This window comes from Methylocystis sp. Sn-Cys (genome assembly GCF_016745395.1).
GTDB lineage: Bacteria > Pseudomonadota > Alphaproteobacteria > Rhizobiales > Beijerinckiaceae > Methylocystis > Methylocystis iwaonis.
On the sequence record NZ_JAERVJ010000001.1, the window covers coordinates 772,601 to 794,126 of the forward strand.

Sequence of the window (21,526 nt, forward strand, 5' to 3'; positions counted from 1 at the left end):
CGCGCTCTCGAGGCCGCCGCTTCGCGAAGGAATATTGAACATGCGGTCGGGCGTCATCGCGCAAAAGGTCGGAATGACCCGCGTCTTCACAGAGGCGGGCGAGCATGTGCCGGTCACGGTCCTGAAGCTGGACGGCTGTCAAGTCGTCGCTCAGCGGACCAAGGAGAAGAACGGCTACACCGCCGTTCAGCTCGGCATCGGCCGCGCCAAGGTGAAGAATGTGTCGAAGGCCGAGCGCACGCGCTTCGCTGCGGCGAAGGTCGAGCCGAAGCTGAAGCTGGCCGAGTTCCGCGTCAACGAGGAAGCGCTGCTTCCGGTCGGCGCCGAAATCACGGCGGATCACTTCGTTGTCGGTCAGTTCGTCGACGTGACGGGCACCACGACGGGTAAGGGCTTCGCCGGCCCGATGAAGCGTTGGGGCTTCGGCGGTCTGCGCGCGTCACACGGCGTGTCGATCTCGCATCGTTCGCATGGTTCGACCGGCGGCCGTCAGGATCCGGGCAAGACCTTCAAGAACAAGAAGATGGCCGGCCATATGGGCGTCGACCGCGTGACCACGCAGAATCTGCGCGTCGTGCAGACCGACGTCGAGCGCGGCCTGCTGCTCGTCGAAGGCGCCGTTCCGGGCGTCGCCGGCGGCTGGATTTACGTCCGCGACGCCGTCAAGCGCGCGCTCCCCGCGGAAGCGCCGCAGCCGGGCAAGTTCCGTCTTGCCGACGCCGCCGCTCCCGCTCAAGAAGCAAACAAGGAGGACTGAGCCGTGAAGATCGACGTCACGTCGTTCGACGGCCAGGCGGCCGGTTCGATCGAACTTTCCGATGAGATTTTTGGCCTGGAGCCGCGCACGGACCTCATCCACCGGATGATCCGCTGGCAGCTCGCCAAGCGCCGCGCCGGCACCCATGCGGTGAAGAACCGCGCGGACATCGCCCGCACCGGCAAGAAGATGTATAAGCAGAAGGGCACCGGCGGCGCCCGTCACGGCTCCGCCCGCGTGCCGCAGTTCCGCGGCGGCGGCCGCGCTTTCGGCCCGCTCGTGCGCAGCCATGAGCACGACCTGCCGAAGAAGGTCCGCACGCTGGCGCTGAAGCACGCCCTCTCGGCCAAGGCCAAGGACGGCGGCATCATCGTCTGGGAAAAGGCCGAGCTCGAGGCCGCCAAGACGAAGGTTCTGGCCTCCGGCTTCGCCAAGACCGGCCTGCAGAATGCGATCATCATCGTCGGCGGCGCGCCGCAGCAGAATTTCGCGCTTGCCGCCCGTAACATCCCGCTGATCGACGTGCTGCCGGTCGAGGGCGTCAATGTTTACGACATCATCCGTCGCGAAAAGCTGGTCCTGACCCGCGAAGCGGTGGACGCGCTGGAGGCGCGCCTGAAATGAGCAAGGACGTGCGCCATTACGACGTGATCGTCGCCCCGGTCATCACCGAGAAGGCGACCATCGCCTCCGAGAACAACAAGGTGGTCTTCAAGGTCGCCAAGACCGCGACCAAGCCGCAGATCAAGGCGGCGGTCGAGGGTCTCTTCGACGTGAAGGTCGAATCCGTGAACACGCTTGTCCGCAAGGGCAAGGTGAAGGCGTTCCGCGGCGTGCGCGGCCAGCAGAGCGACGTCAAGAAGGCCGTCGTGACGCTTGCCGAAGGGCACAAGATCGACGTGACGACCGGACTGTAAGGAAGGCTTAGAGAACCATGGCGCTGAAGACATTCAAGCCGGTCACGCCGGGCCTTCGCCAGCTCGTCATCGTCGACCGCAGCGATCTTTATAAGGGCAAGCCCGTCAAGACCCTCACCGAGGGGAAGAGCTCCAAGGGCGGCCGCAACAATAACGGCCGCGTCACGGTTCGCTTCCGTGGCGGCGGACATAAGCAGACCTATCGCCTCGTCGACTTCAAGCGTCGCAAGCTCGACGTCGTCGGCAAGGTCGAGCGTCTGGAATATGATCCCAACCGCACAGCCTTCATCGCGCTCATCCGCTACGCGGACGACACGCTGGCTTACATCCTCGCCCCCCAGCGTCTGTCGGTCGGCGATTCGGTGGTCGCCGGCAATCAGGTCGACGTGAAGCCGGGCAACGCGATGCCGATCGCCAATATCCCGGTCGGCACGATCGTCCACAATGTCGAGATGAAGATCGGCAAGGGCGGTGCGATCGCGCGTTCGGCGGGCACCTACGCCCAGATCGTCGGCCGCGACCAGGGTTACGTCATCCTCCGCCTAAACTCGGGTGAGCAGCGCCTGGTTCACGGCCAGTGCTTCGCCACCATCGGCGCGGTGTCGAACCCCGACCACATGAACACCTCGATCGGCAAGGCCGGTCGTTCGCGCTGGCTTGGCCGTCGCCCGCATAACCGCGGCGTCACCATGAACCCGATCGACCATCCGCACGGCGGCGGTGAAGGCCGCACCTCGGGCGGCCGTCATCCGGTCACGCCCTGGGGCAAGCCGACCAAGGGCAAGAAGACCCGCAGCAACAAGTCCACCGACCGTTTCATTGTGTCCTCGCGGCACAATCGCAAGAAGAAGGGCTAATCCATGGCTCGCTCGATTTGGAAAGGCCCGTTCGTCGACGGCTATCTGCTGAAGAAGGCGGAAACCTCGCGCGCCTCCGGCCGCTCCGAAGTTATCAAGATCTGGAGCCGCCGCTCCACCATTCTGCCCCAGTTCGTCGGATTGACCTTCGGCGTGCACAACGGTCAGAAGCATATTCCTGTGAATGTCAGCGAAGACATGATCGGGCACAAGTTCGGCGAATTCGCTCCGACGCGCACCTTCCACGGCCACGCGGCGGACAAGAAGGCGAAGAGGGGCTAAGAAATGTCCAAAGAGGCTAATCCGCCCCGCGTCGCGGAGAATGAAGCGCGAGCCGTCGCGCGCATGATCCGCGTGTCGCCGCAAAAGCTCAATCTTCTTGCCCAGCTCATCCGCGGCAAGAAGGTCGACCGCGCGCTTGCCGATCTCGAGTTTTCCCGCAAGCGCATCGCGCATGAGGTGAAGAAGACGCTGGAAAGCGCCATCGCCAACGCCGAGAACAATCACGGCCTCGACGTCGACGATCTGATCGTCGCCCAGGCCTATGTCGGCAAGGCGCTGGTCATGAAGCGCTTCCACGCCCGCGCCCGCGGCCGCGCGAGCCGGGTCGAGAAGCCCTTCTCGAACCTCACGATCATCGTGCGCGAAGTCGAAGCGCAAGCGAACGCCTAAAGGATAACAACCATGGGTCAGAAGGTTAATCCGATCGGGCTGCGCCTCGGCGTCAATCGCACCTGGGACTCGCGCTGGTTCGCGAGCAAGGGCGAATACGCCAAGCTTCTGCACGAAGACATGAAGATCCGCGAGACGGTGGCCAAGACGCTGAAGCAGGCGGCCGTCTCCAAGATCATCATCGAGCGTCCGCACAAGAAGTGCCGCGTGACGATCCATTCCGCCCGTCCGGGCGTCGTGATCGGCAAGAAGGGCGCGGACATCGACAAGATTCGCAAGCTCGTCGCCAAGCTGACGGGCAGCGAAGTCGTGATCAACATCGTCGAAGTGCGCAAGCCGGAAACGGAAGCCGCGCTCGTCGCCGAGTCGATCGCGCAGCAGCTCGAGCGCCGTGTGGCTTTCCGCCGCGCGATGAAGCGCGCCGTTCAGTCGGCCATTCGTCTCGGCGCCCAGGGCATCCGCATCAACTGCTCGGGCCGTCTCGGCGGCGCTGAAATCGCCCGTCTGGAATGGTACCGCGAGGGCCGCGTGCCGCTGCATACGCTGCGCGCCGACGTCGATTACGGCGTCTCCACCGCGCATACCGCCTATGGCGCTTGCGGCATCAAGGTTTGGATCTTCAAAGGCGAGATCCTCGAGCACGATCCGATGGCGTCCGAGCGGCGCGCGGCGGAGCAGGCGTCTTCCGGCGACCATGGCGAGCGTGAACGCGGCGACCGCGGCGATCGCGACCGGCGTCGTCGTGAACCGCGCGAACCCCGCGGCGACGCTGCCTAAGGCGCAACAAACGATTTAAAGAGCACCCATCATGCTGTCACCCAAGCGCACAAAGTTCCGCAAGGCCTTCAAGGGCCGCATCCACGGCGTCGCGAAAGGCGGCTTCTCGCTGAACTTTGGTCAGTTCGGCCTGAAGGCGCTCGAGCCCGAGCGCGTCACCGCGCGTCAGATCGAGGCGGCCCGCCGCGCCATGACGCGCCATATGAAGCGCGCCGGCCGCGTATGGATCCGCGTCTTCCCCGACGTGCCGGTCTCCACCAAGCCGACCGAAGTCCGCATGGGTAAGGGCAAGGGCGCTCCGGATTTCTGGGCCGTGCGCATCGCGCCCGGCCGCATCATGTTCGAAGTCGACGGCGTTCCGGCGGCGCTGGCTCGCGAAGCGTTGACGCTTGCGGCGGCCAAGCTGCCGATCAAGACCCGCTTCATCGAACGCATCGCAGAGTAAAGGGAGGACGACATGAAATCCAAGCAACGCCTCTCCGACATCAAGGCGATGACCGAGGACCAGCTCAACGACGAAGTGCTGAAGCTCAAGAAGGAGCAGTTCAATCTGCGCTTCCAGCGGGCGACCGGCCAGCTCGAGGACACCGCCCGCGTGCGCGTCATTCGTCGCGACATCGCCCGGATCAAGACCGTCGCCGCGCAGAAGAGCGCGGACAATCAAGGTTAAAGCCCAATGCCGAAGCGAATTCTCCAGGGCGTCGTCGTCAGCGACAAGCAGAACAAGACCGTGGTCGTGAAGGTCGAGCGCCGTTTCACGCATCCGCTGTTCCAGAAGACGGTGCGTCGCACGAAACATTATCACGCGCATGACGAAAACGGCGCCTTCAAGGTCGGAGATACGGTTTTCATCGAAGAAACCGCGCCGATCTCGAAATTGAAGCGCTGGCGGGTTGTGGAAACCGGCGCAACCGCGTAAATACCCCGCTCGAGCCGGCTGACAGAGGTCACGAAGCTTTTCGGACCCGGCCGCTCGTGCCCTGAAAAAACTGGCGCGCTTCTCGATCGCATGGCCCATGCGATTTGGAAGCGCGCTGGAAGTTGGAAACAAAGGTTTTCCGGACGAAGTCGGTCGTCGCGATTGGGCGGGTCCGAAACCAGACCGGAGTGAAAGGCGGAAATGCCATGATTCAGATGCAAACAAACCTCGACGTCGCCGATAACTCCGGCGCCCGCCGCGTGATGTGCATCAAGGTGTTGGGCGGCTCGAAGCGGAAATATGCCGGCGTCGGCGACATTATCGTCGTGTCGATCAAGGAGGCGATTCCGCGCGGGCGCGTCAAGAAGGGCGATGTGCTGAAGGCCGTCGTCGTGCGCACCTCGAAGGACATCAAGCGGTCGGACGGTTCGGTGATCCGTTTCGACTCGAATGCTGCCGTTCTGATCAACAATCAGAAGGAGCCGATCGGCACCCGTATCTTCGGGCCGGTCCCGCGCGAGCTGCGCGCCAAGAACCACATGAAGATCATCTCGCTCGCGCCGGAGGTGCTGTAATGGCCGCCAAAATCAAGAAGGGCGACAAGGTCGTCGTTCTCGCCGGCCGCGACAAGGGCAAGTCCGGCCAAGTGCTGAGCGTGAACCCCGGTGAGGGTCGCGCCATCGTCGACGGCGTCAACATGGTCAAGCGCCATCAGCGCCAGACGAAGGACCGCGAGGCGGGCATCATCAACAAGGCCGCGCCGATCGACCTTTCCAATCTTGCGATCGCCGACCCCAAGGACGGCAAGGCGACCCGCGTGGGCTTCAAGATTCTCGACGACGGCCGCAAGGTCCGCGTCGCCAAGCGTTCCGGAGAATTGATCGATGGCTGAGGAAAAGAAAGCCAAGGGAGCCAAGGCGCCGAAGGCCGCCAAGGAGGCTCCGGCGGTCGCCGCCGTCGCTCAAGCGAGCATCGCTGGCTATACGCCGCGCATGCGGAAGCACTATGAAGAAGTCGTTCGCGGACAGCTCATCGAGCAGTTCGGCTACAAGAACGCTTTCGAAGTGCCGACCATCGAGAAGATCGTGCTGAACATGGGCGTCGGCGAGGCGGTCAACGACACCAAGAAGGTGACGTCGGCGGCTGGCGATCTCAGCCTCATCGCTGGTCAGAAGCCGGTCATCACCCGCGCCCGCAAGGCCATCTCGACCTTCAAGGTGCGCGAGAACATGCCGATCGGCGCGAAGGTGACCCTCCGCAAGACCCGCATGTACGAGTTCCTCGATCGTCTGATCACGATCGCGCTGCCGCGCGTGCGAGACTTCCGTGGCTTGAACCCGAAGTCCTTCGACGGGCGCGGCAATTTCGCGCTCGGCATCAAGGAGCACATCGTGTTCCCTGAAATCGACTACGACAAGGCGGAGTCGATCCTCGGCATGGACGTGATCGTCTGCACGACGGCCAAGACCGACGACGAAGCGCGCGCTTTGCTGCGTGCGTTCAATTTCCCGTTCCGGCAGTGAGGGGTTAATCCCTCTCAAACGCGGATACCGAAAGGCTAATACTGATGGCGAAGAAAAGCGCGATCGAAAACAACAAAAAGAAGGCGAAGCTCGTCAAGGCTTTCGCTGGCCGCCGCGAGCGGCTGAAGGCGAAGGCCAACGACAAGTCGCTCTCCATCGAGGAGCAGTTCGAGGCTCGTCTGAAACTCGCTGAGCTGCCGCGTAACTCCGCGAAGATTCGCGTTCGTAACCGTTGCGAGATTTCCGGCCGCCCGCGCGCCTTTTATCGCAAGCTGAAGATGTCGCGCATCGCGCTGCGCGAGCTCGGGTCCAAGGGTCTGATCCCGGGCCTGGTGAAGTCGAGCTGGTAAGGAGACTCTTAAAATGGCGATCAACGATCCGTTGGGAGATCTCCTCACCCGCATTCGCAACGCGCAGATGCGCCGCAAGGACAAGGTGTCCTCGCCGGGCTCCAAGCTGCGCGCCCATGTCCTCGACGTTCTCAAGGACGAGGGCTACATCCGCGGCTACTCGGCGACGGATTTCGGCAATGGTCGGACCGAGTTCGAGATCGAGCTGAAATATTTCGATGGGCAGCCGGTCATCAAGCAGATCGAGCGCGTTTCCCGCCCGGGCCGCCGCGTCTACGCGGCTGTCGACGCCGTTCCGCGCGTGGCCAATGGCCTCGGCGTGACGATCATGTCGACGCCCAAGGGCGTGATGGCCGATCATGCGGCCCGCGAGAACAACGTCGGCGGCGAGGTGCTCTGCAAGGTCTTCTGACCTTGCGTGAGCGCTCAGACTGAACAGGATTGCAACTATGTCACGTATCGGCAAGAAGCCTGTGGTCGTCCCGGCCGGCGTCACCGCCAAGGTCGACGGCCAGCTCGTGTCCGTGAAGGGCGCGAAGGGCCAGCTCGAATTCCTGGTGCCGGACGACGTTTCCGTCGTGCATCAGGACAACGCCATCAAGGTCGACCCGCGCGGCGACTCCAAGCGCGCCCGCGCGCTGTGGGGCACGTCCCGCGCCCGCGTCAACAATCTGATCGTTGGCGTCACCTCGGGCTTCGAGAAGAAGCTCGAGATCACCGGCGTCGGCTATCGCGCCGCGGTCCAGGGCAAGGTGCTCCAGCTCGCGCTGGGCTATTCGCATGACGTGAACTATCCGATCCCCAACGGCATCGCCATCGTGACGCCGAAGCCGACGGAAATCACGATCAGCGGCATGGACAAGCAGCAGGTCGGCCAGGTCGCGGCCGAGATCCGCGCGCTGCGCGGCCCCGAGCCCTATAAGGGCAAGGGCGTCAAATACGCGAACGAATTCATCTTCCGCAAGGAAGGCAAGAAGAAGTAAGGACCAGGCTCCATGGCCAAGGATGTCAGCATCGAACAGCGCCGCAAGGCGCGTGTCCGCAAGGCGATCCGCGAGCGCGCCTATGGCCGCCCGCGTCTCTCCGTGTTCCGCTCGTCGAAGCAGATCTATGCTCAGATCATCGACGACGAGAAGGGGCAGACCCTCGTCGCCGCTTCCTCGATCGAGAAGGCGAACCGCGAATCTCTGAAGACCGGCGCGAATATCGACGCCGCGAAATTCGTGGGCAAGCTTCTCGCCGAGCGCGCCGCCGAAAAGGGCGTCAAAGAGGTCGTGTTCGACCGTGGCGCTTACATGTATCACGGCCGCGTCAAGGCGCTGGCCGACGGCGCCCGCGAGGGTGGTCTGCAGTTTTAATTTCCCTTCTCCCGCACGCGGGAGAGGGCGCCATGCGAAGGCGTGGCGGATGAGGGCCTTACCCGACCTCTGCGGAGGCCGGGTCCGCTGTTTCCCGAAAGGGGGAGAGGCGGGAAGCCCAACGAAGCGAGCGGCGGAGACGCCGCGTAAGTGACGGAAGAAAAAATGGCGCGTGAAGCTGAAGGCGGTCGCGGTCGCGACCGGGATAGAGAAGAGCGCGATAGCGAATTCGTGGATCGTCTGGTCCACATCAATCGCGTCGCGAAAGTCGTGAAGGGCGGCCGTCGTTTCGGCTTTGCCGCTCTCGTCGTCGTCGGCGACCAGAAGGGCCGCGTCGGCTATGGCCATGGCAAGGCGCGCGAAGTGCCGGAAGCGATCCGCAAGGCGACGGAAGCCGCCAAGCGCGCGCTGATCCGCGTCCCGCTGCGCGAAGGCCGCACGCTGCATCACGACGTCTATGGTCGTCACGGTTCGGGCCGCGTGATTCTGCGCGCCGCGCCGGCCGGCACGGGCATCATCGCCGGCGGGCCGATGCGCGCCGTCTTCGAGACGCTCGGCATGCATGACGTGGTGGCGAAGAGCCAGGGCTCCTCGAACCCCTACAACATGATCCGCGCCACCTTCGACGCGCTCGGTCGCGAGGACTCGCCGCGTTCCGTCGCCGCGCGCCGTTCGCTGAAAGTCTCCGCGCTTCAGGCGCGCCGCCAGGGCGTCGACGCTGACGCCGTCGACGCGTAAGGGAGGCTCTCGACATGTCGAATGGCAAGCAGATCACCGTCGAGCAGACGGGCAGCTCGATCGGCCGTAACGAGCGTCAGCGCAAGACGCTTTTGGGCCTCGGCCTGACCCGCATCGGCCGCAAGCGCCAGTTGGAGGACACTCCGGCTGTGCGCGGCATGATCGCCAAGGTGGCGCATCTCGTCAAAATTGTCGGCGAGAAGTGAGGACGCGGCAATGAAACTCAACGAAATCTCCGACAATCCGGGCTCCAGCAAGAACCGGATGCGCGTTGGCCGCGGCATTGGCTCTGGCAAGGGCAAGACCGGCGGACGCGGCGTGAAGGGCCAGAAGGCGCGCACCGGCGTCGCCATCAAGGGCTTCGAAGGCGGTCAGATGCCGTTGCATCGGCGTCTGCCGAAGCGCGGCTTCCACAATCCCTTCCCGACCGACTACAATGAGATCAACATCGGCCGCGTGCAGCAGGCGGTCGACGCCGGCAAGCTCGACGCGAATGCGCCGGTGACGGTCGAAGCGTTGATTGCGGCCGGCCTCGTGGCCAAGGCCCGCGACGGCGTGAAGATCCTCGGGCAGGGCGAGATCAAGGCGAAGCTCGCCTTCGAGGTCGCCGCCGCCTCCAAGAGCGCCATTGCGGCGATCGAGGGCGCGGGCGGGTCGGTGAAGCTCCTCGCGGGCGAAACGGCCACGGCCTAAGATCAGGTTTTTAGGCGGCCGCTCTCGCAAGAGCGGCCGCTTTGTCTTATAGAGGCGTCTCCCGTCGCAGATGCGATCGGGCGAACACTGCCCTCCGGGCGACAAACAAAAAAGGCGCCAAAGAAAAATAGGCGCGACAAAGGGGAGTTCCTCCATGGCATCGGCAGCCGAGCAGCTCGCGGCCAACGTCAATCTCTCCGCCTTCGGCAAGTCCGAGGAACTCAAGAAGCGCATCCTGTTTACGCTCGGGGCGCTGATTGTCTATCGCCTCGGCACCTATGTGCCGCTGCCGGGCATCGACCCGGAGGCTTTCGCGAAGAGCTTCTTCGGCCAGTCGAAAGGCATGCTGGAGCTGTTCAACATGTTCGCCGGCGGCGCCGTGCAGCGTCGCGCGATCTTCGCCCTCAACATCATGCCGTATATTTCGGCGTCCATTATCATTCAGCTTTTGACCTCGGTGTTTCCGTCGCTCGAATCGCTGAAGAAAGAGGGCGAGCAGGGCCGTAAGGTCCTCAATCAATACACCCGCTATCTGACCGTCGCGCTCGCGACCTTTCAGGCCTACGCCATGGCGATCGGCCTCGAAGGACAGCAGGGCGTCGTCACGGAGCCCGGGCTCTTCTTCCGCATCACAACCGTCGTGACGCTTGTCGGCGGCACCATGTTCCTGATGTGGCTCGGCGAGCAGATCACCTCGCGCGGCATCGGCAACGGCTCGTCGCTGATCATTTTCGCCGGTATCGTCGCAGCCTTCCCCTCAGCGATCGTCTCGACTCTCGAACTCGGCCGCCAGGGCGCCATTTCGACCGGCATCATCCTCGGCGTGATTGCGATGTCGTTCCTCGTCATCGCCTTCATCGTCTTCATGGAGCGCGCCCAGCGTCGCCTGCTGATCACCTATCCGAAGCGTCAGCACGGCAACCGCGTCTATGAGGGGCAGACGTCCTTCCTGCCGTTGAAGCTCAACACGGCCGGCGTCATCCCGCCGATCTTCGCTTCGTCGCTGCTGCTGTTGCCGACGACGGTTGCCAACTTCTATCAATCGACGGGTTCGGAAAGCATTTTTGCGACGATCTCGGCCTATTTCGGTCATGGGCGTCCGCTCTATATGCTCGCCTATGTCGGCCTCATCGTCTTCTTCGCGTTCTTCTACACGGCCATCGTCTTCAACCCGACGGAGACGGCGGACAATCTCAAGAAGCATGGCGGCTTCATCCCCGGCATTCGTCCGGGCGAGCGCACGGCCAAGTTCATCGACGACGTGCTCATGCGCATCACCGTGCTCGGCGCCGCCTATCTCGCCATCATCTGTCTTCTGCCGGAAGGGCTCATCGCTTATGCGAATCTGCCCTTCTACTTCGGCGGCACCTCTTTGCTCATCGTGGTGAGCGTGACCATGGACACGGTCTCGCAGATCCACGGCCATATGCAGGCGCAGCAATATGAGGGGCTGATCCGCAAGACCAAGCTCAAGGGACGTCGTAAATGAGACTCGTCCTTCTCGGCCCCCCGGGCGCCGGCAAGGGAACGCAGTCCGCTCGCCTCGTCGAAAAGCTGGGCGTGCCCCAGCTCTCGACCGGCGACATGCTGCGCGCGGCCGTCGCGGCCGGAACGCCGATCGGCCTGAAGGCCAAGGCGCTGATGGACTCCGGCCAGCTCGTGCCCGACGAAGTGGTCATCGGCATCATCGACCAGCGGATCGATGAAGCAGACTGCGCCAATGGCTTCATCCTGGACGGCTTTCCGCGCACCGTCGCGCAGGCCGAGGCGCTCCGCGATCTTCTGGACCGCAAGGGGTTGAAGCTCGACGCGGTGATTGAGCTTGTCGTCGACGAGAATGCGCTCGTCGACCGGATGCGCAGGCGCGTCGCCGAGACGCTCGCCGCCGGCAAGCCGGTTCGCGCCGACGACAATCCGGAAAGCTTCAAGACGCGGCTCGACACCTATCGGGCCCAGACAGCCCCGGTCTCGGCGCATTACGCCGGGCGCGGCGAGCTGAAACGGATCGACGGCATGGCGCCGATAGACGATGTGACGGCGGCAATCGACAGATCGCTCGGCGCCTGATAGAAAGCTTCAAGAAATCAGACATCGGCCCGGCTCTGCCGGGCCGATGCTTTTTGTCCTCCCGACAAACCCAGAGACTTCACCGATGGAAGCAAAGTCATTTTGCGGCCTGGACTTCGGCACGTCGAATTCGACAGTCGCCGTCGAGGGGGCGCAGGGCATGGAGCTCGCGCCGCTTGAAAACGGGAGCCGCACGCTGCCGAGCTCGATCTTCTTCGATTTCTCGGACGGCTCGCCCGTCTTCGGCCGCGCGGCGATCAAAGCCTATGTCGACGGCGTCGAGGGGCGGCTGATGCGCAGCCTGAAATCGGTGCTGGGCACAGCGCTGATGGACGAGACCACGCGCATCAAGACGAAAGCCTATACGTTCAAGGACATCATCGGCCTCATCGTCGGAAAGCTGAAAGACGCCGCCGACGGCGTTGCTGGCGATGACGTCACAAAGGTCGTCCTCGGCCGACCTGTGCATTTCATAGACGACGACCCGGCCGCCGATCGCCGCGCGCAGGACGCGCTCGAGGAAATTGCGCGGGCGCGGGGTTTCCGTGAGATCGCTTTTCAATATGAGCCGATCGCCGCGGCGCTGACCTATGAGCAGAGCGTGCGCGAAGAGCAATATGCGCTCATCGCCGACATCGGCGGCGGCACGTCGGATTTCTCGGTCGTGCGCGTTTCGCCGCAGGCGCGTTGGCGGGCGGATCGGGCAGGGGACGTGCTCGCCAATAAGGGCGTGCATATCGGCGGCACCGACATAGATCGGCTCTTCAGCCTGAAGTCGGTTATGCCGCATCTGGGGCTCGGGAGCGAGATGCGCCTGCCTTTCGGCGACAAAGTGCTGCCGGCTCCCAACGGCTTTTTCGTCGATCTTGCGACCTGGCATCGGATCAATCTCCTCTATACGCCCAAGGTTGCCCGGGAACTCGAGGAGATGGAGCGCTATTCGCTCTCGCCGTCCAAGATCGCCCGTCTCGCGGAGGTGATCGAAAGCCGGCGCGGTCATTCGATCGCGCTATCGGTGGAGCACGCCAAGATTGATCTCTCGGACTCGGATTGCGCGACGATCGACCTCACAGAAGTGGAGCGGGCCTTCGAGATCGAAACGACCGCCACTACGCTGCATGAAGCGATTGCGGACCAGCTCGGCTCGCTTTCGCGTACGCTGAACGAAACGCTCGCCGCCTCTGGGCTTTCCGGCGAGCGCATCGACGCCGTCTTCCTCACCGGCGGCTCGACCGCTATTCCGGCCGTGCGCGCGGCGGTCACCGGCCAGACGCCGGGCGCGAAAATCGTCGAAGGCGATATGTTCGGCGCCGTGGGTCTCGGCTTAGGGCTGGACGCGCAACGAAAATTCGGTTCTGATGGCTTGCGTCGCAGCGCTTGAGTCTCGCGAGGGAAGAAAATCGCATTTCCCTCGCCAATTTTGCTTGACTCGTGCGCGATCGCTCGCTATCGCCTGACTTCCGACGGAAATTCGAGGGAAGCTCTCTTCGGAGGGCTTCCGTTTTTGCGTTCGGACAATCGGAATCACCCGCAGGGGCCGGCCTCCACCGGACGCGGGTTCACTCCGGCGGCGCCGCAAGGCTGTCGCCCGAAATGGAGAAAATCGTGGCACGTATCGCAGGCGTCAACATCCCGACCAACAAGCGCGTCGTCATCGCGCTTCAGTATATTCACGGCATCGGCCCCAAGAAGGCTGAAGAAATCTGCGAGAAGGTGAGCATCCCGGCCGAGCGCCGCGTGGCCCAGCTCACCGACGCGGAAGTCCTGCAGATCCGCGAGACCATCGACCGCGACTATCTCGTGGAAGGCGATCTGCGCCGCGAAGTCGCGATCAACATCAAGCGCCTGATGGACCTTGGCTGCTACCGTGGTCTGCGCCACCGGCGTCAGTTGCCGGTTCGCGGCCAGCGCACCCATACCAACGCCCGCACCCGCAAGGGCAAGGCGAAGCCGATCGCCGGCAAGAAGAAGTAATTCCGGCAGTCGTAGTCGGGCAGTCGGTAAATCCGGCTGCCTGCAAGGTGGAGCCGCTGGCGTTACGGCGGCGTCGATATCGAAAGGCAAGAGTTAAATGGCCAAGGACACTACCCGCGTTCGTCGTCGCGAGCGCAAGAACATCGTCTCCGGCGTCGCGCATGTGAACTCGACGTTCAACAACACGATGATCACCATCACCGACGCTCAAGGCAATACTGTGTCGTGGTCGTCGGCCGGCTCGATGGGCTTCAAGGGTTCGCGTAAGTCGACCCCCTACGCCGCGCAGATGGCCGCCGAGGACGCCGCCCGCAAGGCCGGCGAGCATGGCGTGCGCACGCTCGAAGTCGAGGTTTCTGGCCCCGGTTCGGGCCGCGAATCGGCTCTGCGCGCGCTGCAGGCGGCGGGCTTCACCGTTACGTCGATCCGCGACGTGACGCCGATCCCGCACAATGGTTGCCGTCCGCGCAAGCGCCGCCGCGTCTGACGCTACGGCAATAGGAAGCCTGCTTTCAATCGAGCATATTTCGCGCGGCCCCGGCTCCTCCCCGCCGGAGCCGCGTTCAGGAGCTTCAAGGAAAGGCGCCCCAGTGAGCATCCAGAAGAACTGGCAGGAACTCATCAAGCCGAACAAGCTCGACGTGACGCCCGGCGACGATCCGCGCCGCGTGGCGACCGCCGTCGCCGAGCCGCTGGAGCGGGGCTTCGGCGTGACGCTCGGCAACGCCCTGCGCCGCATTCTTCTCTCGTCGCTGCAGGGCGCGGCGATCACCTCGATTCACATCGACGGCGTTCTGCACGAATTCTCGTCGATCCCCGGCGTGCGTGAGGACGTGACCGACATCGTCCTCAACATCAAGGACATCTCCGTCAAGTATCAGGGCGAGGGGGTGAAGCGCCTGACGCTCAAGAAGACGGGCCCGGGCATTGTCACCGCCGGCGACATTCAGGCGACGGGCGACGTGCAGGTTCTCAACCCCGACCTCGTCATCTGCACGCTCGACGAGGGCGCGGAGTTTCGCGTCGAATTCACCATTTCGACCGGCAAGGGCTATGTGCCGGCTGACCGCAACCGCGCCGAGGATGCGCCGATCGGCCTCATCCCGGTCGACAGCCTGTATTCGCCGGTGAAGAAGGTCAGCTATCGCGTCGAGAACACCCGCGAAGGCCAGGTGCTCGACTATGACAAGCTGACGCTGACCGTCGAGACCAATGGCGCGATCACGCCGGAGGATGCGCTCGCCTTCTCGGCGCGCATCCTGCAGGATCAGCTCAACGTCTTCGTCAATTTCGAGGAGCCGCGCCGCGAAGAGGCCGCGCCGTCGATCCCGCAGCTCGCCTTCAATCCGGCGCTGCTCAAGAAGGTCGACGAGCTGGAGCTTTCGGTCCGCTCGGCGAACTGCCTGAAGAACGACAATATCGTCTATATCGGCGACCTCATTCAGAAGTCGGAGGCGGAAATGCTCCGCACGCCGAACTTCGGCCGCAAGTCCCTGAACGAGATCAAGGAAGTCCTCGCGCAGATGGGTCTGCATCTGGGCATGGAAGTCCCCGGCTGGCCGCCGGAGAACATCGACGATCTCGCCAAGCGGTTCGAAGAGCATTATTGAGTTTGACAGCTTCTCCCGCGCAAGCGGGAGAAGCTGTCGCCACCCCTCACTGACCCCTGCTCAGCAGGGGCCACCCTCTCCCGCAAACGGGAGAGGGACATAAGGAGACGGCCGTACCTTGGCACGGCGGCCGCATAAGCAACGGAGAGCCACATGTATCACGGTCACAAGAAGCGCCGTTTCGGCCGCACCCATGAGCACCGCAAGGCCATGTTCGCGAATATGGCGCAGGCGCTCATCAAGCATGAGCTGATCATCACCACTCTGCCGAAGGCGAAGGATCTTCGTCCCGTGGTCGAGAAGCTGGTGACGCTCGGCAAGCGCGGCGATCTGCACGCCCGCCGTCAGGCGATCGCCCAGATCAAGGACGTCAAGCTCGTCGCGAAGCTCTTCGACGTGCTCGGCCCGCGCTACAAGGAGCGCAATGGCGGCTACACCCGCGTTCTGAAGGCGGGCTTCCGCTATGGTGACAATGCGCCGATGGCCGTCATCGAATTCGTCGATCGCGACGTCAATGCGCGCGGTCAGGACTCCGGCCCGGTTCAGGTCGAAGAAGAGGCGGCGTAAGCCCATGAAGACAATCGGCGCGGAACCGGGTTTTGTTTCCGGCGCGCCGAAGCTTTTGCTGAGACTTGAAGGGGCGGCGCTTATGGCGGCCGCCCTTTTCTATTATGCGCAGGCCGGCGGCGACTGGGGACGTTTCGCGCTGCTGTTTCTGTTCCCGGACCTTTCGCTCTTGGCTTATCTCGCGGGGCCGCGGCTCGGGGCGATCGCCTATAATCTCGCCCACACGACCATCGGCCCCTTCGCCTATGGCGTCTTGGGCGCCGCGACCGGGCAGCCGCTGCTCATGCAGATCGCTGCGATCCATTTGGCCCATATCGGTTTCGATCGGCTGCTGGGCTTCGGGCTCAAATATGGCGTGAGCTTTTCAGCGACGCATCTTGGCCAGGTTGGAAAGGCGGCGCCCCGGACCGCGAGCCTTCCGGCTCGCCCGTAAGCGCGCCCAAAGGCGCGCGGTCCATAGCTGCATCCTCGCGGTCGCCAGAATTCATGCTTATATACCGCCCCGTTGGATTCTCTTTCCGGAGCGGCTGATGCGCCTCGATCTGCGCCACCTTGTTTTTGGAGCCCTTGCCTGCGCGGCCGGCATTAGCGCCGCCTATATCGAACGCGCGGTCGAGCCCGCGCCCGCGCATGCGCAGGCGGTCGAGGGTAGCGTCGTTCCCAAAAGCCGCGCCGAGATCACGCTTTCCTTCGCCCCGGTCGTCAAAAAAGCCCAGCCGGCGGTCGTCAATGTCTTTGCCTCGCGCGTCGAGCGCATGCCGGCAAATCCCTTCCTCGACGACCCGATCTTCCGGCGTTTCTTCGGCGAGGGGGGCGGCATGCCCGGCCGCTCCAATACGGCGCAGTCGCTCGGCTCCGGCGTCATCGTCGACCCCGCCGGTCTTGTCGTGACCAATAACCACGTCATCGAGGGCATGACCGACGTGAAGGTCGCGCTCGCCGACAAGCGCGAGATCCCAGCCAAAATCCTGCTGCGCGATCCCCGGACCGATCTTGCCGTGCTGAAGCTCACCGAGGGATCGAACTTCCCGACGATGGAGCTTGGCGATTCGGACGCGCTCGAAGTCGGCGATCTGGCGCTCGCCATCGGCAATCCCTTCGGCGTCGGCCAAACCGTCACGCAAGGCATCGTCTCGGCCCTGGCGCGCACCCATGTCGGGATTTCCGACTATGGCTTCTTCATTCAGACGGACGCCGCCATCAATCCGGGCAATTCCGGCGGCCCGCTCGTCGATATGAACGCCCGCGTCGTCGGCATTAATTCAGCGATCTTCTCGAAGTCCGGCGGCTCCATCGGCATTGGCTTCGCGATCCCCGTCAATATGGTGAAAAGCGTGCTGCTCGCGGCCAAGGGCGGCGGCAAGATGGTCAAGCGGCCGTGGCTCGGGGCGACGCTGCAAACCATCTCTCAGGAGATCGCCGAAGGGCTGGGGCTCGATCGCCCGACCGGCGCGCTGCTCGCCGACATCGATCCCAAGGGGCCTGCCGCCGATGCGGGGCTGAAGCGCGGCGACGTGATTGTCTCCATCGACGGCCAAACGGCGGATGATCCGGAAGCCGTCGGCTATCGCCTGGGCACCAAGCCGCTCGGCGGGCAGGCCACGCTCGGCGTGCTCCGCGGCGGCAAGAAGATCGTCGCGCAAATGCGCCTGACCCCCGCGCCCGAGACGCCGCCGCGCGATACGATCAAGCTCAAGGGCCCGTCGCCTTTCGCCGGCGCCACGGTGGTCAATGTCTCGCCGGCCGTCGTCGAGGAAATGTCGGTCCAGGGCGCCGCCAATGGCGTCGTCGTGTCCGAGATCGAGGACGGCTCCTTCGCTCAGCAGCTCAATCTGCAACGCGGCGACGTCGTGCTCGCGGTCAACGACCAGAAAATCGAGACGACCCGCGACCTCGAAAAGGCCGTCTCCAGCCGGGCTTATTACTGGAAGATCACGTTGGCCCGCGGCGGGCAGGTCTTCACCACGGTCGTCGGCGGCTAGGATGAGCGGCGTTTCGATCCTGGTGACGACAATCGATTCGCACGAGAAGGCGCGCGCCCTGGCGCATGCCGCTCTCGCCGAAAAGCTCGCCGCCTGCGTGCAGATCACGCCGATCTCCAGCCTCTACGTCTGGAAAGGCGCATGCTGCGAGGAGCCCGAATTCCGCATCGAGATGAAGCACCGCACGGAAGATTATGCGGCGCTCGCGGCTTTGGTGCGCCGCCTGCACAGCTACGAGACGCCGGAGATACTCCGCGTCGACGCGGCCGATACGGAGCCCGCCTATGCCGCCTGGCTGCGCGAGTCGACGCAGCGCGGCTGATTTTGCGAAAATTTGAGCCCTTTCGCGGCGTAGGCTTTGCAAACCGCCCCTGCGGCGCTTACCTACTGCCCGCAGCACAGCGCTGCCAGGAGCGATGAATGACGGCAACCACGGATTATTTGCTCGACCGTCGGCGGTTGCGGCGAAAACTCGGCTGGTGGCGCATGGGCGCCATTGTTGCGGCCGTGATCGCCACGCTCATTGCGCTCTCGCGGCTGTCGGGCGCCGATTCCCCCGATAAGCTGACGCCCCACATCGCCCGTCTGTCTCTGCAGGGCGTGATCACCGGCGACAAGGATACGATCGACCTCATCAAGAAGATCGGGGAATCGAGCCAGGCAAAGGCGGTGCTGCTGACGATCGATAGCCCCGGCGGGACGACGACAGGAGCCGAGAGGCTCTACAACGAGCTGCGCCGCCTCGGCGAGAAAAAGCCCGTCGTCGCAGTCGTCGGCACGGTTGCGGCCTCCGGCGCTTATATCGCGGCGCTCGCCGCCAATACGATTGTCGCCGAGAGCAATTCGCTCGTCGGCTCGGTCGGCGTCCTGTTTCAGTTCCCCAATTTCTACAAGCTCTTGGAGAATGTCGGCGTGAAGGTCGAGGAGGTGAAATCCTCGCCCTTGAAAGCCGCGCCCAACGGCTATGAACCCACGAGCGAAGCGGCCAAGGCGGCGATCGCCAATCTCGTCGCCGACTCCTATGGCTGGTTCAAGGATCTCGTGAAGCAGCGCAGGGGGCTCGACGACGCCGAGCTGGCGAAGGTCGCGGACGGCCGCGTTTTCACCGCGCGCCAGGGCGTGCCGCTCAAGCTCGTGGATATTATCGGCGGCGAGCGCGAGGCGATCGTCTGGCTCGAGACCAATAAGAATATCGCCAAGGACTTGCCGATCCGGGACTGGAAGAAGAAGTCGAGCATCGAGCGTCTTGGGCTCGTCGAAGGCGCGGCCGCGCTCGCCAGGTTCGCCGGCCTCGCCGCCATCGCCGAGGTGCTGGATCAGGCGGCGAGCGCCGAGCGGAGCGCGAGTCTTGACGGTCTTCTGGCGATTTGGCAGGGTTTCGACGCGCGCTGACGCCGACCCGAGGTCGATTTTCAGCAGAAAAGGACACTAGAGCCAACATGATCAAGTCGGAGCTTATTCAGCGAATTGCACGCCGCAACGGTCATCTTTACCAACGTGACGTCGAGACGATCGTCAGCACGATCCTCGACGAGATCACAGCGGCTCTGGCGCGCGGCGACCGGGTCGAATTGCGCGGTTTCGGCGCTTTCTCGGTCAAGAAACGGGACGCGCGCACCGGCCGCAACCCGCGCACGGGCGCGCAAGTCTCCGTGCAGGAAAAATCCGTGCCCTTCTTCAAGACGGGCAAGGAGATGCGCGAACGCCTGAACGAGAACTACCAGGGCTGACGCCAGCCGCCGCGCTCGATCGGGCGCGGCGCCATCATGACGCCGGGCTCCCGCGGCCGATGCGCTGCCAACAAGCCGGCGCGCGGTCGACGTTAGGGAGAGGCCATGAAATCGATTCTGCGAGTCCTCGTCTTCGTTCCGCTGGCGTTGATCATCCTGTTCTTTTCCATGGCCAATCGCGCGATGGTGAAGATCGGGCTCGATCCTTTCGCGGCCAATCCGGCCGACGCGCCTTCTGTCGAAGCGCCGATGTATCTGGTCGTCCTGGCCGCGATGGCGCTCGGCGTGCTCGCCGGCGGCGTCTCCTCCTGGCTCGGCCATCTGCCGGTGCGCCGCGCCGCCAAAGTCGCGCGCGCCGAAGCCAAGAAAACCCGGCTCGAGATCGAGAAGCTGCGTCAGCAGGCGCTTGCGGAACTGCCGAGCGAGTCCAAGGCGGCCAAGCGTTGACGGCTCGAGGGAGCCGGAGGCGCGACTCACAAAATCTTGCCACCAAGACGCTTGAAAAACCACCCGCACGCCGATAAGAGAAACCCGCGCGCCTAGAGCCGCGCATGCCGCAATAGCTCAGCTGGTAGAGCACATCATTCGTAATGATGGGGTCGGGGGTTCGAATCCCTCTTGCGGCACCAGTAAAATCAATAGGTCGCAAGTTTCGTCCGGTGCCTTGCCGCTCGTTGGTGACCAGATGGTGACCGCTTAGCGCAAATCGAGGCCGCATTTGGCTCCCGTTATCCCACCCGCTCCCTTTTTCGGAAGCGGGGCAACGCCCCGCCGGAACATAAGCCTGCCTTGAGCAAAGCCTTTTGCTTCCGCTCGCCTGCCAAGATCGTCATCTCCTGCCTGCCGTTAATTCACGACCTGCGTAACGCTGGCCGTTGAACGCCCGCGCCCGACGCCTTTGTGTCAGCTAGTAAAAATCTAGCAGGAAAGCGCCTACTGCCAATTGACAGGTCCATAGCGTCGCGATACTGAAGGTGAACATCATTCCTCCGTGCAGGTAAGCGCCTACTCAGTATGGAAATACAACTCCGTCTCGTCGCCAGCATCCGCCCCGGAATCCAGTTCCGGGAAGCGATTCGGCATGCGGAGCATGGGGAGATCGGCGTTGTGCAGGCCGGCGATATCGGCGTCGATGGGAATATCGACTTCGACCGGGTGACGCGAGTGACGGGCATCCCCAATCTCCCGAACCCTCAGCCGCTTACGGCTGGCGATGTGGTGCTGCAGTGCCGCGGGCAGGCCTATCGAGCGGCGATCGTGCCTGCGACCGACATGAAGCTGGTGGCCTCCGCAAGCCTGCTGATCCTGCACCCGCAGCCTTCAATGCGGGCGGCCTACCTGGCTCACTTCCTGAACGATCCGAGCACGCAGGCGGAGCTTCGCAAGTTGGCCACTGGCGCGACTATCGCAAATCTGAAGCGAAGCGCTTTGGAGCAGCTCGAGGTGCTGCTGCCTTCGCTGGAGGATCAAGACAGAATCGTCGCGCTGGGCGAAACCCTGCGCCATCAGTCACGGATCGAGGCTCGGCTTGCCGAGCTTCGCCGTATCGAGCTTCGCGCGCTTCTCGAGAAGTGCGCAGAAAAAAACCGGAGGCGCGTCAACGCCTCCGGTTCATGAAGCGGCCTGACGGGCGCGTCAACGCCCCCAGGCCATGGTTCTAGGACATCTAAAACAGGATGAATCTACAGATGGCTATCAAGATCGGCAACTACACGTTCGACGGCGCTTATTCTTCACACGGCTTCCTGGATGACCGCTCCGGGGTCTATGCAGTGCTCGGCGCCACCGTTGGTGGCCGCAAGGTCGTCGACATCGGCGAGTCTGGCGCGATCCGCACGCGCCTCGCGTCGCATGATCGCGCGCCGGCCTGGGCGCGTCAGGGGCTGCCGCTGACCTATGCGGCGCTCTACTGCGACGAGGCGAGCCGCATGCGCATCGAGCGCGAGCTGCGCGCCGCGTATAATCCGCCCTGCGGCGACCGCTAACAGGCTTACGGGTGAGGTGGGGACGCTCTTGCGCCCCCACCAACCCACCA

The 21,526-nt window shown here is 63.7% G+C and carries 35 protein-coding genes and 1 tRNA gene; all 36 read left to right on the forward strand.

What is annotated here, in order from left to right; genetic code table 11:
- The first annotated feature begins 40 nt into the window (after positions 1–40).
- The gene (gene rplC / locus JJT62_RS03555) at positions 41–757 is read left to right on the forward strand and encodes a 50S ribosomal protein L3 (RefSeq protein WP_202071279.1); all 717 of its coding nucleotides are present in this window, start codon (positions 41–43) and stop codon (positions 755–757) included.
- Positions 758–760: 3 nt separating this feature from the next.
- Positions 761–1,381, forward strand: coding sequence for a 50S ribosomal protein L4 (gene rplD / locus JJT62_RS03560; RefSeq protein WP_202071280.1), 621 nt, complete (start codon positions 761–763; stop codon positions 1,379–1,381).
- Positions 1,378–1,674 (forward strand): 50S ribosomal protein L23, encoded by a 297-nt coding sequence (locus JJT62_RS03565; RefSeq protein ID WP_202071281.1) that lies wholly within the window; start codon positions 1,378–1,380, stop codon positions 1,672–1,674. The genes rplD and JJT62_RS03565 overlap by 4 nt, the downstream gene beginning before the upstream one ends.
- Positions 1,675–1,691: 17 nt before the next feature.
- Positions 1,692–2,531 (forward strand): 50S ribosomal protein L2, encoded by an 840-nt coding sequence (gene rplB / locus JJT62_RS03570; protein WP_202071282.1) that lies wholly within the window; start codon positions 1,692–1,694, stop codon positions 2,529–2,531.
- Between the two features lie 3 nt (positions 2,532–2,534).
- Positions 2,535–2,813, forward strand: coding sequence for a 30S ribosomal protein S19 (gene rpsS, locus JJT62_RS03575; protein ID WP_016917716.1), 279 nt, complete (start codon positions 2,535–2,537; stop codon positions 2,811–2,813).
- 3 nt (positions 2,814–2,816) lie between these two features.
- A complete protein-coding gene (rplV, locus tag JJT62_RS03580) occupies positions 2,817–3,203 on the forward strand; it encodes a 50S ribosomal protein L22 (protein WP_202071283.1) in 387 nt (128 codons plus the stop codon).
- Positions 3,204–3,215: 12 nt separating this feature from the next.
- A complete protein-coding gene (gene rpsC, locus JJT62_RS03585; protein WP_202071284.1) occupies positions 3,216–3,980 on the forward strand; it encodes a 30S ribosomal protein S3 in 765 nt (254 codons plus the stop codon).
- Positions 3,981–4,011: 31 nt separating this feature from the next.
- Positions 4,012–4,425 (forward strand): 50S ribosomal protein L16, encoded by a 414-nt coding sequence (rplP, locus tag JJT62_RS03590; RefSeq protein ID WP_165054996.1) that lies wholly within the window; start codon positions 4,012–4,014, stop codon positions 4,423–4,425.
- Between the two features lie 12 nt (positions 4,426–4,437).
- Positions 4,438–4,650, forward strand: a complete 213-nt coding sequence (gene rpmC, locus JJT62_RS03595) for a 50S ribosomal protein L29 (RefSeq protein WP_202071285.1) — start codon at positions 4,438–4,440, stop codon at positions 4,648–4,650.
- Between the two features lie 6 nt (positions 4,651–4,656).
- Positions 4,657–4,899, forward strand: coding sequence for a 30S ribosomal protein S17 (gene rpsQ / locus JJT62_RS03600; RefSeq protein ID WP_202071286.1), 243 nt, complete (start codon positions 4,657–4,659; stop codon positions 4,897–4,899).
- Positions 4,900–5,105: 206 nt separating this feature from the next.
- Positions 5,106–5,474 carry a 50S ribosomal protein L14 gene (rplN, locus tag JJT62_RS03605; RefSeq protein ID WP_138166882.1) on the forward strand — a complete coding sequence of 123 codons (369 nt, stop codon included), beginning with the start codon at positions 5,106–5,108 and terminating at the stop codon, positions 5,472–5,474.
- Positions 5,474–5,791: a 50S ribosomal protein L24 gene (rplX, locus tag JJT62_RS03610; RefSeq protein WP_202071287.1), complete on the forward strand. Its 318-nt coding sequence runs from the start codon at positions 5,474–5,476 to the stop codon at positions 5,789–5,791. The genes rplN and rplX overlap by 1 nt, the downstream gene beginning before the upstream one ends.
- On the forward strand, positions 5,784–6,422 hold the full coding sequence (gene rplE, locus JJT62_RS03615) for a 50S ribosomal protein L5 (RefSeq protein ID WP_281929293.1): 639 nt from the start codon (positions 5,784–5,786) through the stop codon (positions 6,420–6,422). Before rplX ends, rplE begins: the two co-directional genes overlap by 8 nt.
- A gap of 44 nt (positions 6,423–6,466) precedes the next feature.
- On the forward strand, positions 6,467–6,772 hold the full coding sequence (rpsN, locus tag JJT62_RS03620) for a 30S ribosomal protein S14 (RefSeq protein WP_202071288.1): 306 nt from the start codon (positions 6,467–6,469) through the stop codon (positions 6,770–6,772).
- A gap of 13 nt (positions 6,773–6,785) precedes the next feature.
- Positions 6,786–7,184, forward strand: coding sequence for a 30S ribosomal protein S8 (gene rpsH / locus JJT62_RS03625; protein WP_202071289.1), 399 nt, complete (start codon positions 6,786–6,788; stop codon positions 7,182–7,184).
- Positions 7,185–7,221: 37 nt separating this feature from the next.
- Positions 7,222–7,755: a 50S ribosomal protein L6 gene (gene rplF / locus JJT62_RS03630; protein WP_202071290.1), complete on the forward strand. Its 534-nt coding sequence runs from the start codon at positions 7,222–7,224 to the stop codon at positions 7,753–7,755.
- Between the two features lie 12 nt (positions 7,756–7,767).
- Positions 7,768–8,130 (forward strand): 50S ribosomal protein L18, encoded by a 363-nt coding sequence (gene rplR / locus JJT62_RS03635; RefSeq protein ID WP_202071291.1) that lies wholly within the window; start codon positions 7,768–7,770, stop codon positions 8,128–8,130.
- Positions 8,131–8,295: 165 nt separating this feature from the next.
- The gene (rpsE, locus tag JJT62_RS03640) at positions 8,296–8,868 is read left to right on the forward strand and encodes a 30S ribosomal protein S5 (protein WP_165055011.1); all 573 of its coding nucleotides are present in this window, start codon (positions 8,296–8,298) and stop codon (positions 8,866–8,868) included.
- A 14-nt stretch (positions 8,869–8,882) separates the two neighbouring features.
- Positions 8,883–9,074, forward strand: coding sequence for a 50S ribosomal protein L30 (gene rpmD / locus JJT62_RS03645; RefSeq protein ID WP_202071292.1), 192 nt, complete (start codon positions 8,883–8,885; stop codon positions 9,072–9,074).
- Between the two features lie 10 nt (positions 9,075–9,084).
- On the forward strand, positions 9,085–9,561 hold the full coding sequence (gene rplO, locus JJT62_RS03650; protein WP_202071293.1) for a 50S ribosomal protein L15: 477 nt from the start codon (positions 9,085–9,087) through the stop codon (positions 9,559–9,561).
- A gap of 154 nt (positions 9,562–9,715) precedes the next feature.
- Positions 9,716–11,050 (forward strand): preprotein translocase subunit SecY, encoded by a 1,335-nt coding sequence (gene secY / locus JJT62_RS03655; protein ID WP_202071294.1) that lies wholly within the window; start codon positions 9,716–9,718, stop codon positions 11,048–11,050.
- Positions 11,047–11,628 carry an adenylate kinase gene (locus JJT62_RS03660; protein ID WP_202071295.1) on the forward strand — a complete coding sequence of 194 codons (582 nt, stop codon included), beginning with the start codon at positions 11,047–11,049 and terminating at the stop codon, positions 11,626–11,628. The genes secY and JJT62_RS03660 overlap by 4 nt, the downstream gene beginning before the upstream one ends.
- An 85-nt stretch (positions 11,629–11,713) precedes the next feature.
- Positions 11,714–13,009 carry an Hsp70 family protein gene (locus tag JJT62_RS03665; RefSeq protein ID WP_202071296.1) on the forward strand — a complete coding sequence of 432 codons (1,296 nt, stop codon included), beginning with the start codon at positions 11,714–11,716 and terminating at the stop codon, positions 13,007–13,009.
- A gap of 224 nt (positions 13,010–13,233) precedes the next feature.
- Positions 13,234–13,602, forward strand: a complete 369-nt coding sequence (gene rpsM / locus JJT62_RS03670) for a 30S ribosomal protein S13 (RefSeq protein WP_026015932.1) — start codon at positions 13,234–13,236, stop codon at positions 13,600–13,602.
- A gap of 97 nt (positions 13,603–13,699) precedes the next feature.
- Positions 13,700–14,089, forward strand: a complete 390-nt coding sequence (gene rpsK, locus JJT62_RS03675) for a 30S ribosomal protein S11 (RefSeq protein ID WP_014890740.1) — start codon at positions 13,700–13,702, stop codon at positions 14,087–14,089.
- 103 nt (positions 14,090–14,192) lie between these two features.
- Positions 14,193–15,212 (forward strand): DNA-directed RNA polymerase subunit alpha, encoded by a 1,020-nt coding sequence (locus tag JJT62_RS03680; RefSeq protein WP_202071297.1) that lies wholly within the window; start codon positions 14,193–14,195, stop codon positions 15,210–15,212.
- 153 nt (positions 15,213–15,365) lie between these two features.
- Entirely contained in the window at positions 15,366–15,779 is a 414-nt protein-coding gene (rplQ, locus tag JJT62_RS03685; RefSeq protein WP_202071298.1) for a 50S ribosomal protein L17, read from the forward strand.
- 4 nt (positions 15,780–15,783) lie between these two features.
- Positions 15,784–16,212: a DUF4260 domain-containing protein gene (locus JJT62_RS03690; protein WP_202071299.1), complete on the forward strand. Its 429-nt coding sequence runs from the start codon at positions 15,784–15,786 to the stop codon at positions 16,210–16,212.
- 97 nt (positions 16,213–16,309) lie between these two features.
- The gene (locus tag JJT62_RS03695) at positions 16,310–17,761 is read left to right on the forward strand and encodes a DegQ family serine endoprotease (RefSeq protein WP_202071300.1); all 1,452 of its coding nucleotides are present in this window, start codon (positions 16,310–16,312) and stop codon (positions 17,759–17,761) included.
- Between the two features lies 1 nt (position 17,762).
- Positions 17,763–18,083: a divalent-cation tolerance protein CutA gene (gene cutA, locus JJT62_RS03700; protein WP_202071301.1), complete on the forward strand. Its 321-nt coding sequence runs from the start codon at positions 17,763–17,765 to the stop codon at positions 18,081–18,083.
- Between the two features lie 98 nt (positions 18,084–18,181).
- Positions 18,182–19,153: a signal peptide peptidase SppA gene (gene sppA, locus JJT62_RS03705; protein WP_202071302.1), complete on the forward strand. Its 972-nt coding sequence runs from the start codon at positions 18,182–18,184 to the stop codon at positions 19,151–19,153.
- Complete coding sequence (ihfB, locus tag JJT62_RS03710) at positions 19,150–19,491, forward strand: integration host factor subunit beta (protein WP_255537165.1); 342 nt, start codon at positions 19,150–19,152, stop codon at positions 19,489–19,491. The genes sppA and ihfB overlap by 4 nt, the downstream gene beginning before the upstream one ends.
- Positions 19,492–19,596: 105 nt before the next feature.
- Positions 19,597–19,938: a LapA family protein gene (locus JJT62_RS03715; protein ID WP_202071303.1), complete on the forward strand. Its 342-nt coding sequence runs from the start codon at positions 19,597–19,599 to the stop codon at positions 19,936–19,938.
- Between the two features lie 106 nt (positions 19,939–20,044).
- Positions 20,045–20,120, forward strand: a tRNA-Thr gene (locus JJT62_RS03720).
- 478 nt (positions 20,121–20,598) lie between these two features.
- On the forward strand, positions 20,599–21,108 hold the full coding sequence (locus JJT62_RS03725; RefSeq protein WP_202071304.1) for a restriction endonuclease subunit S: 510 nt from the start codon (positions 20,599–20,601) through the stop codon (positions 21,106–21,108).
- 71 nt (positions 21,109–21,179) lie between these two features.
- Positions 21,180–21,476, forward strand: coding sequence for a hypothetical protein (locus JJT62_RS03730; RefSeq protein WP_202071305.1), 297 nt, complete (start codon positions 21,180–21,182; stop codon positions 21,474–21,476).
- The last annotated feature ends 50 nt before the right edge of the window (positions 21,477–21,526 follow it).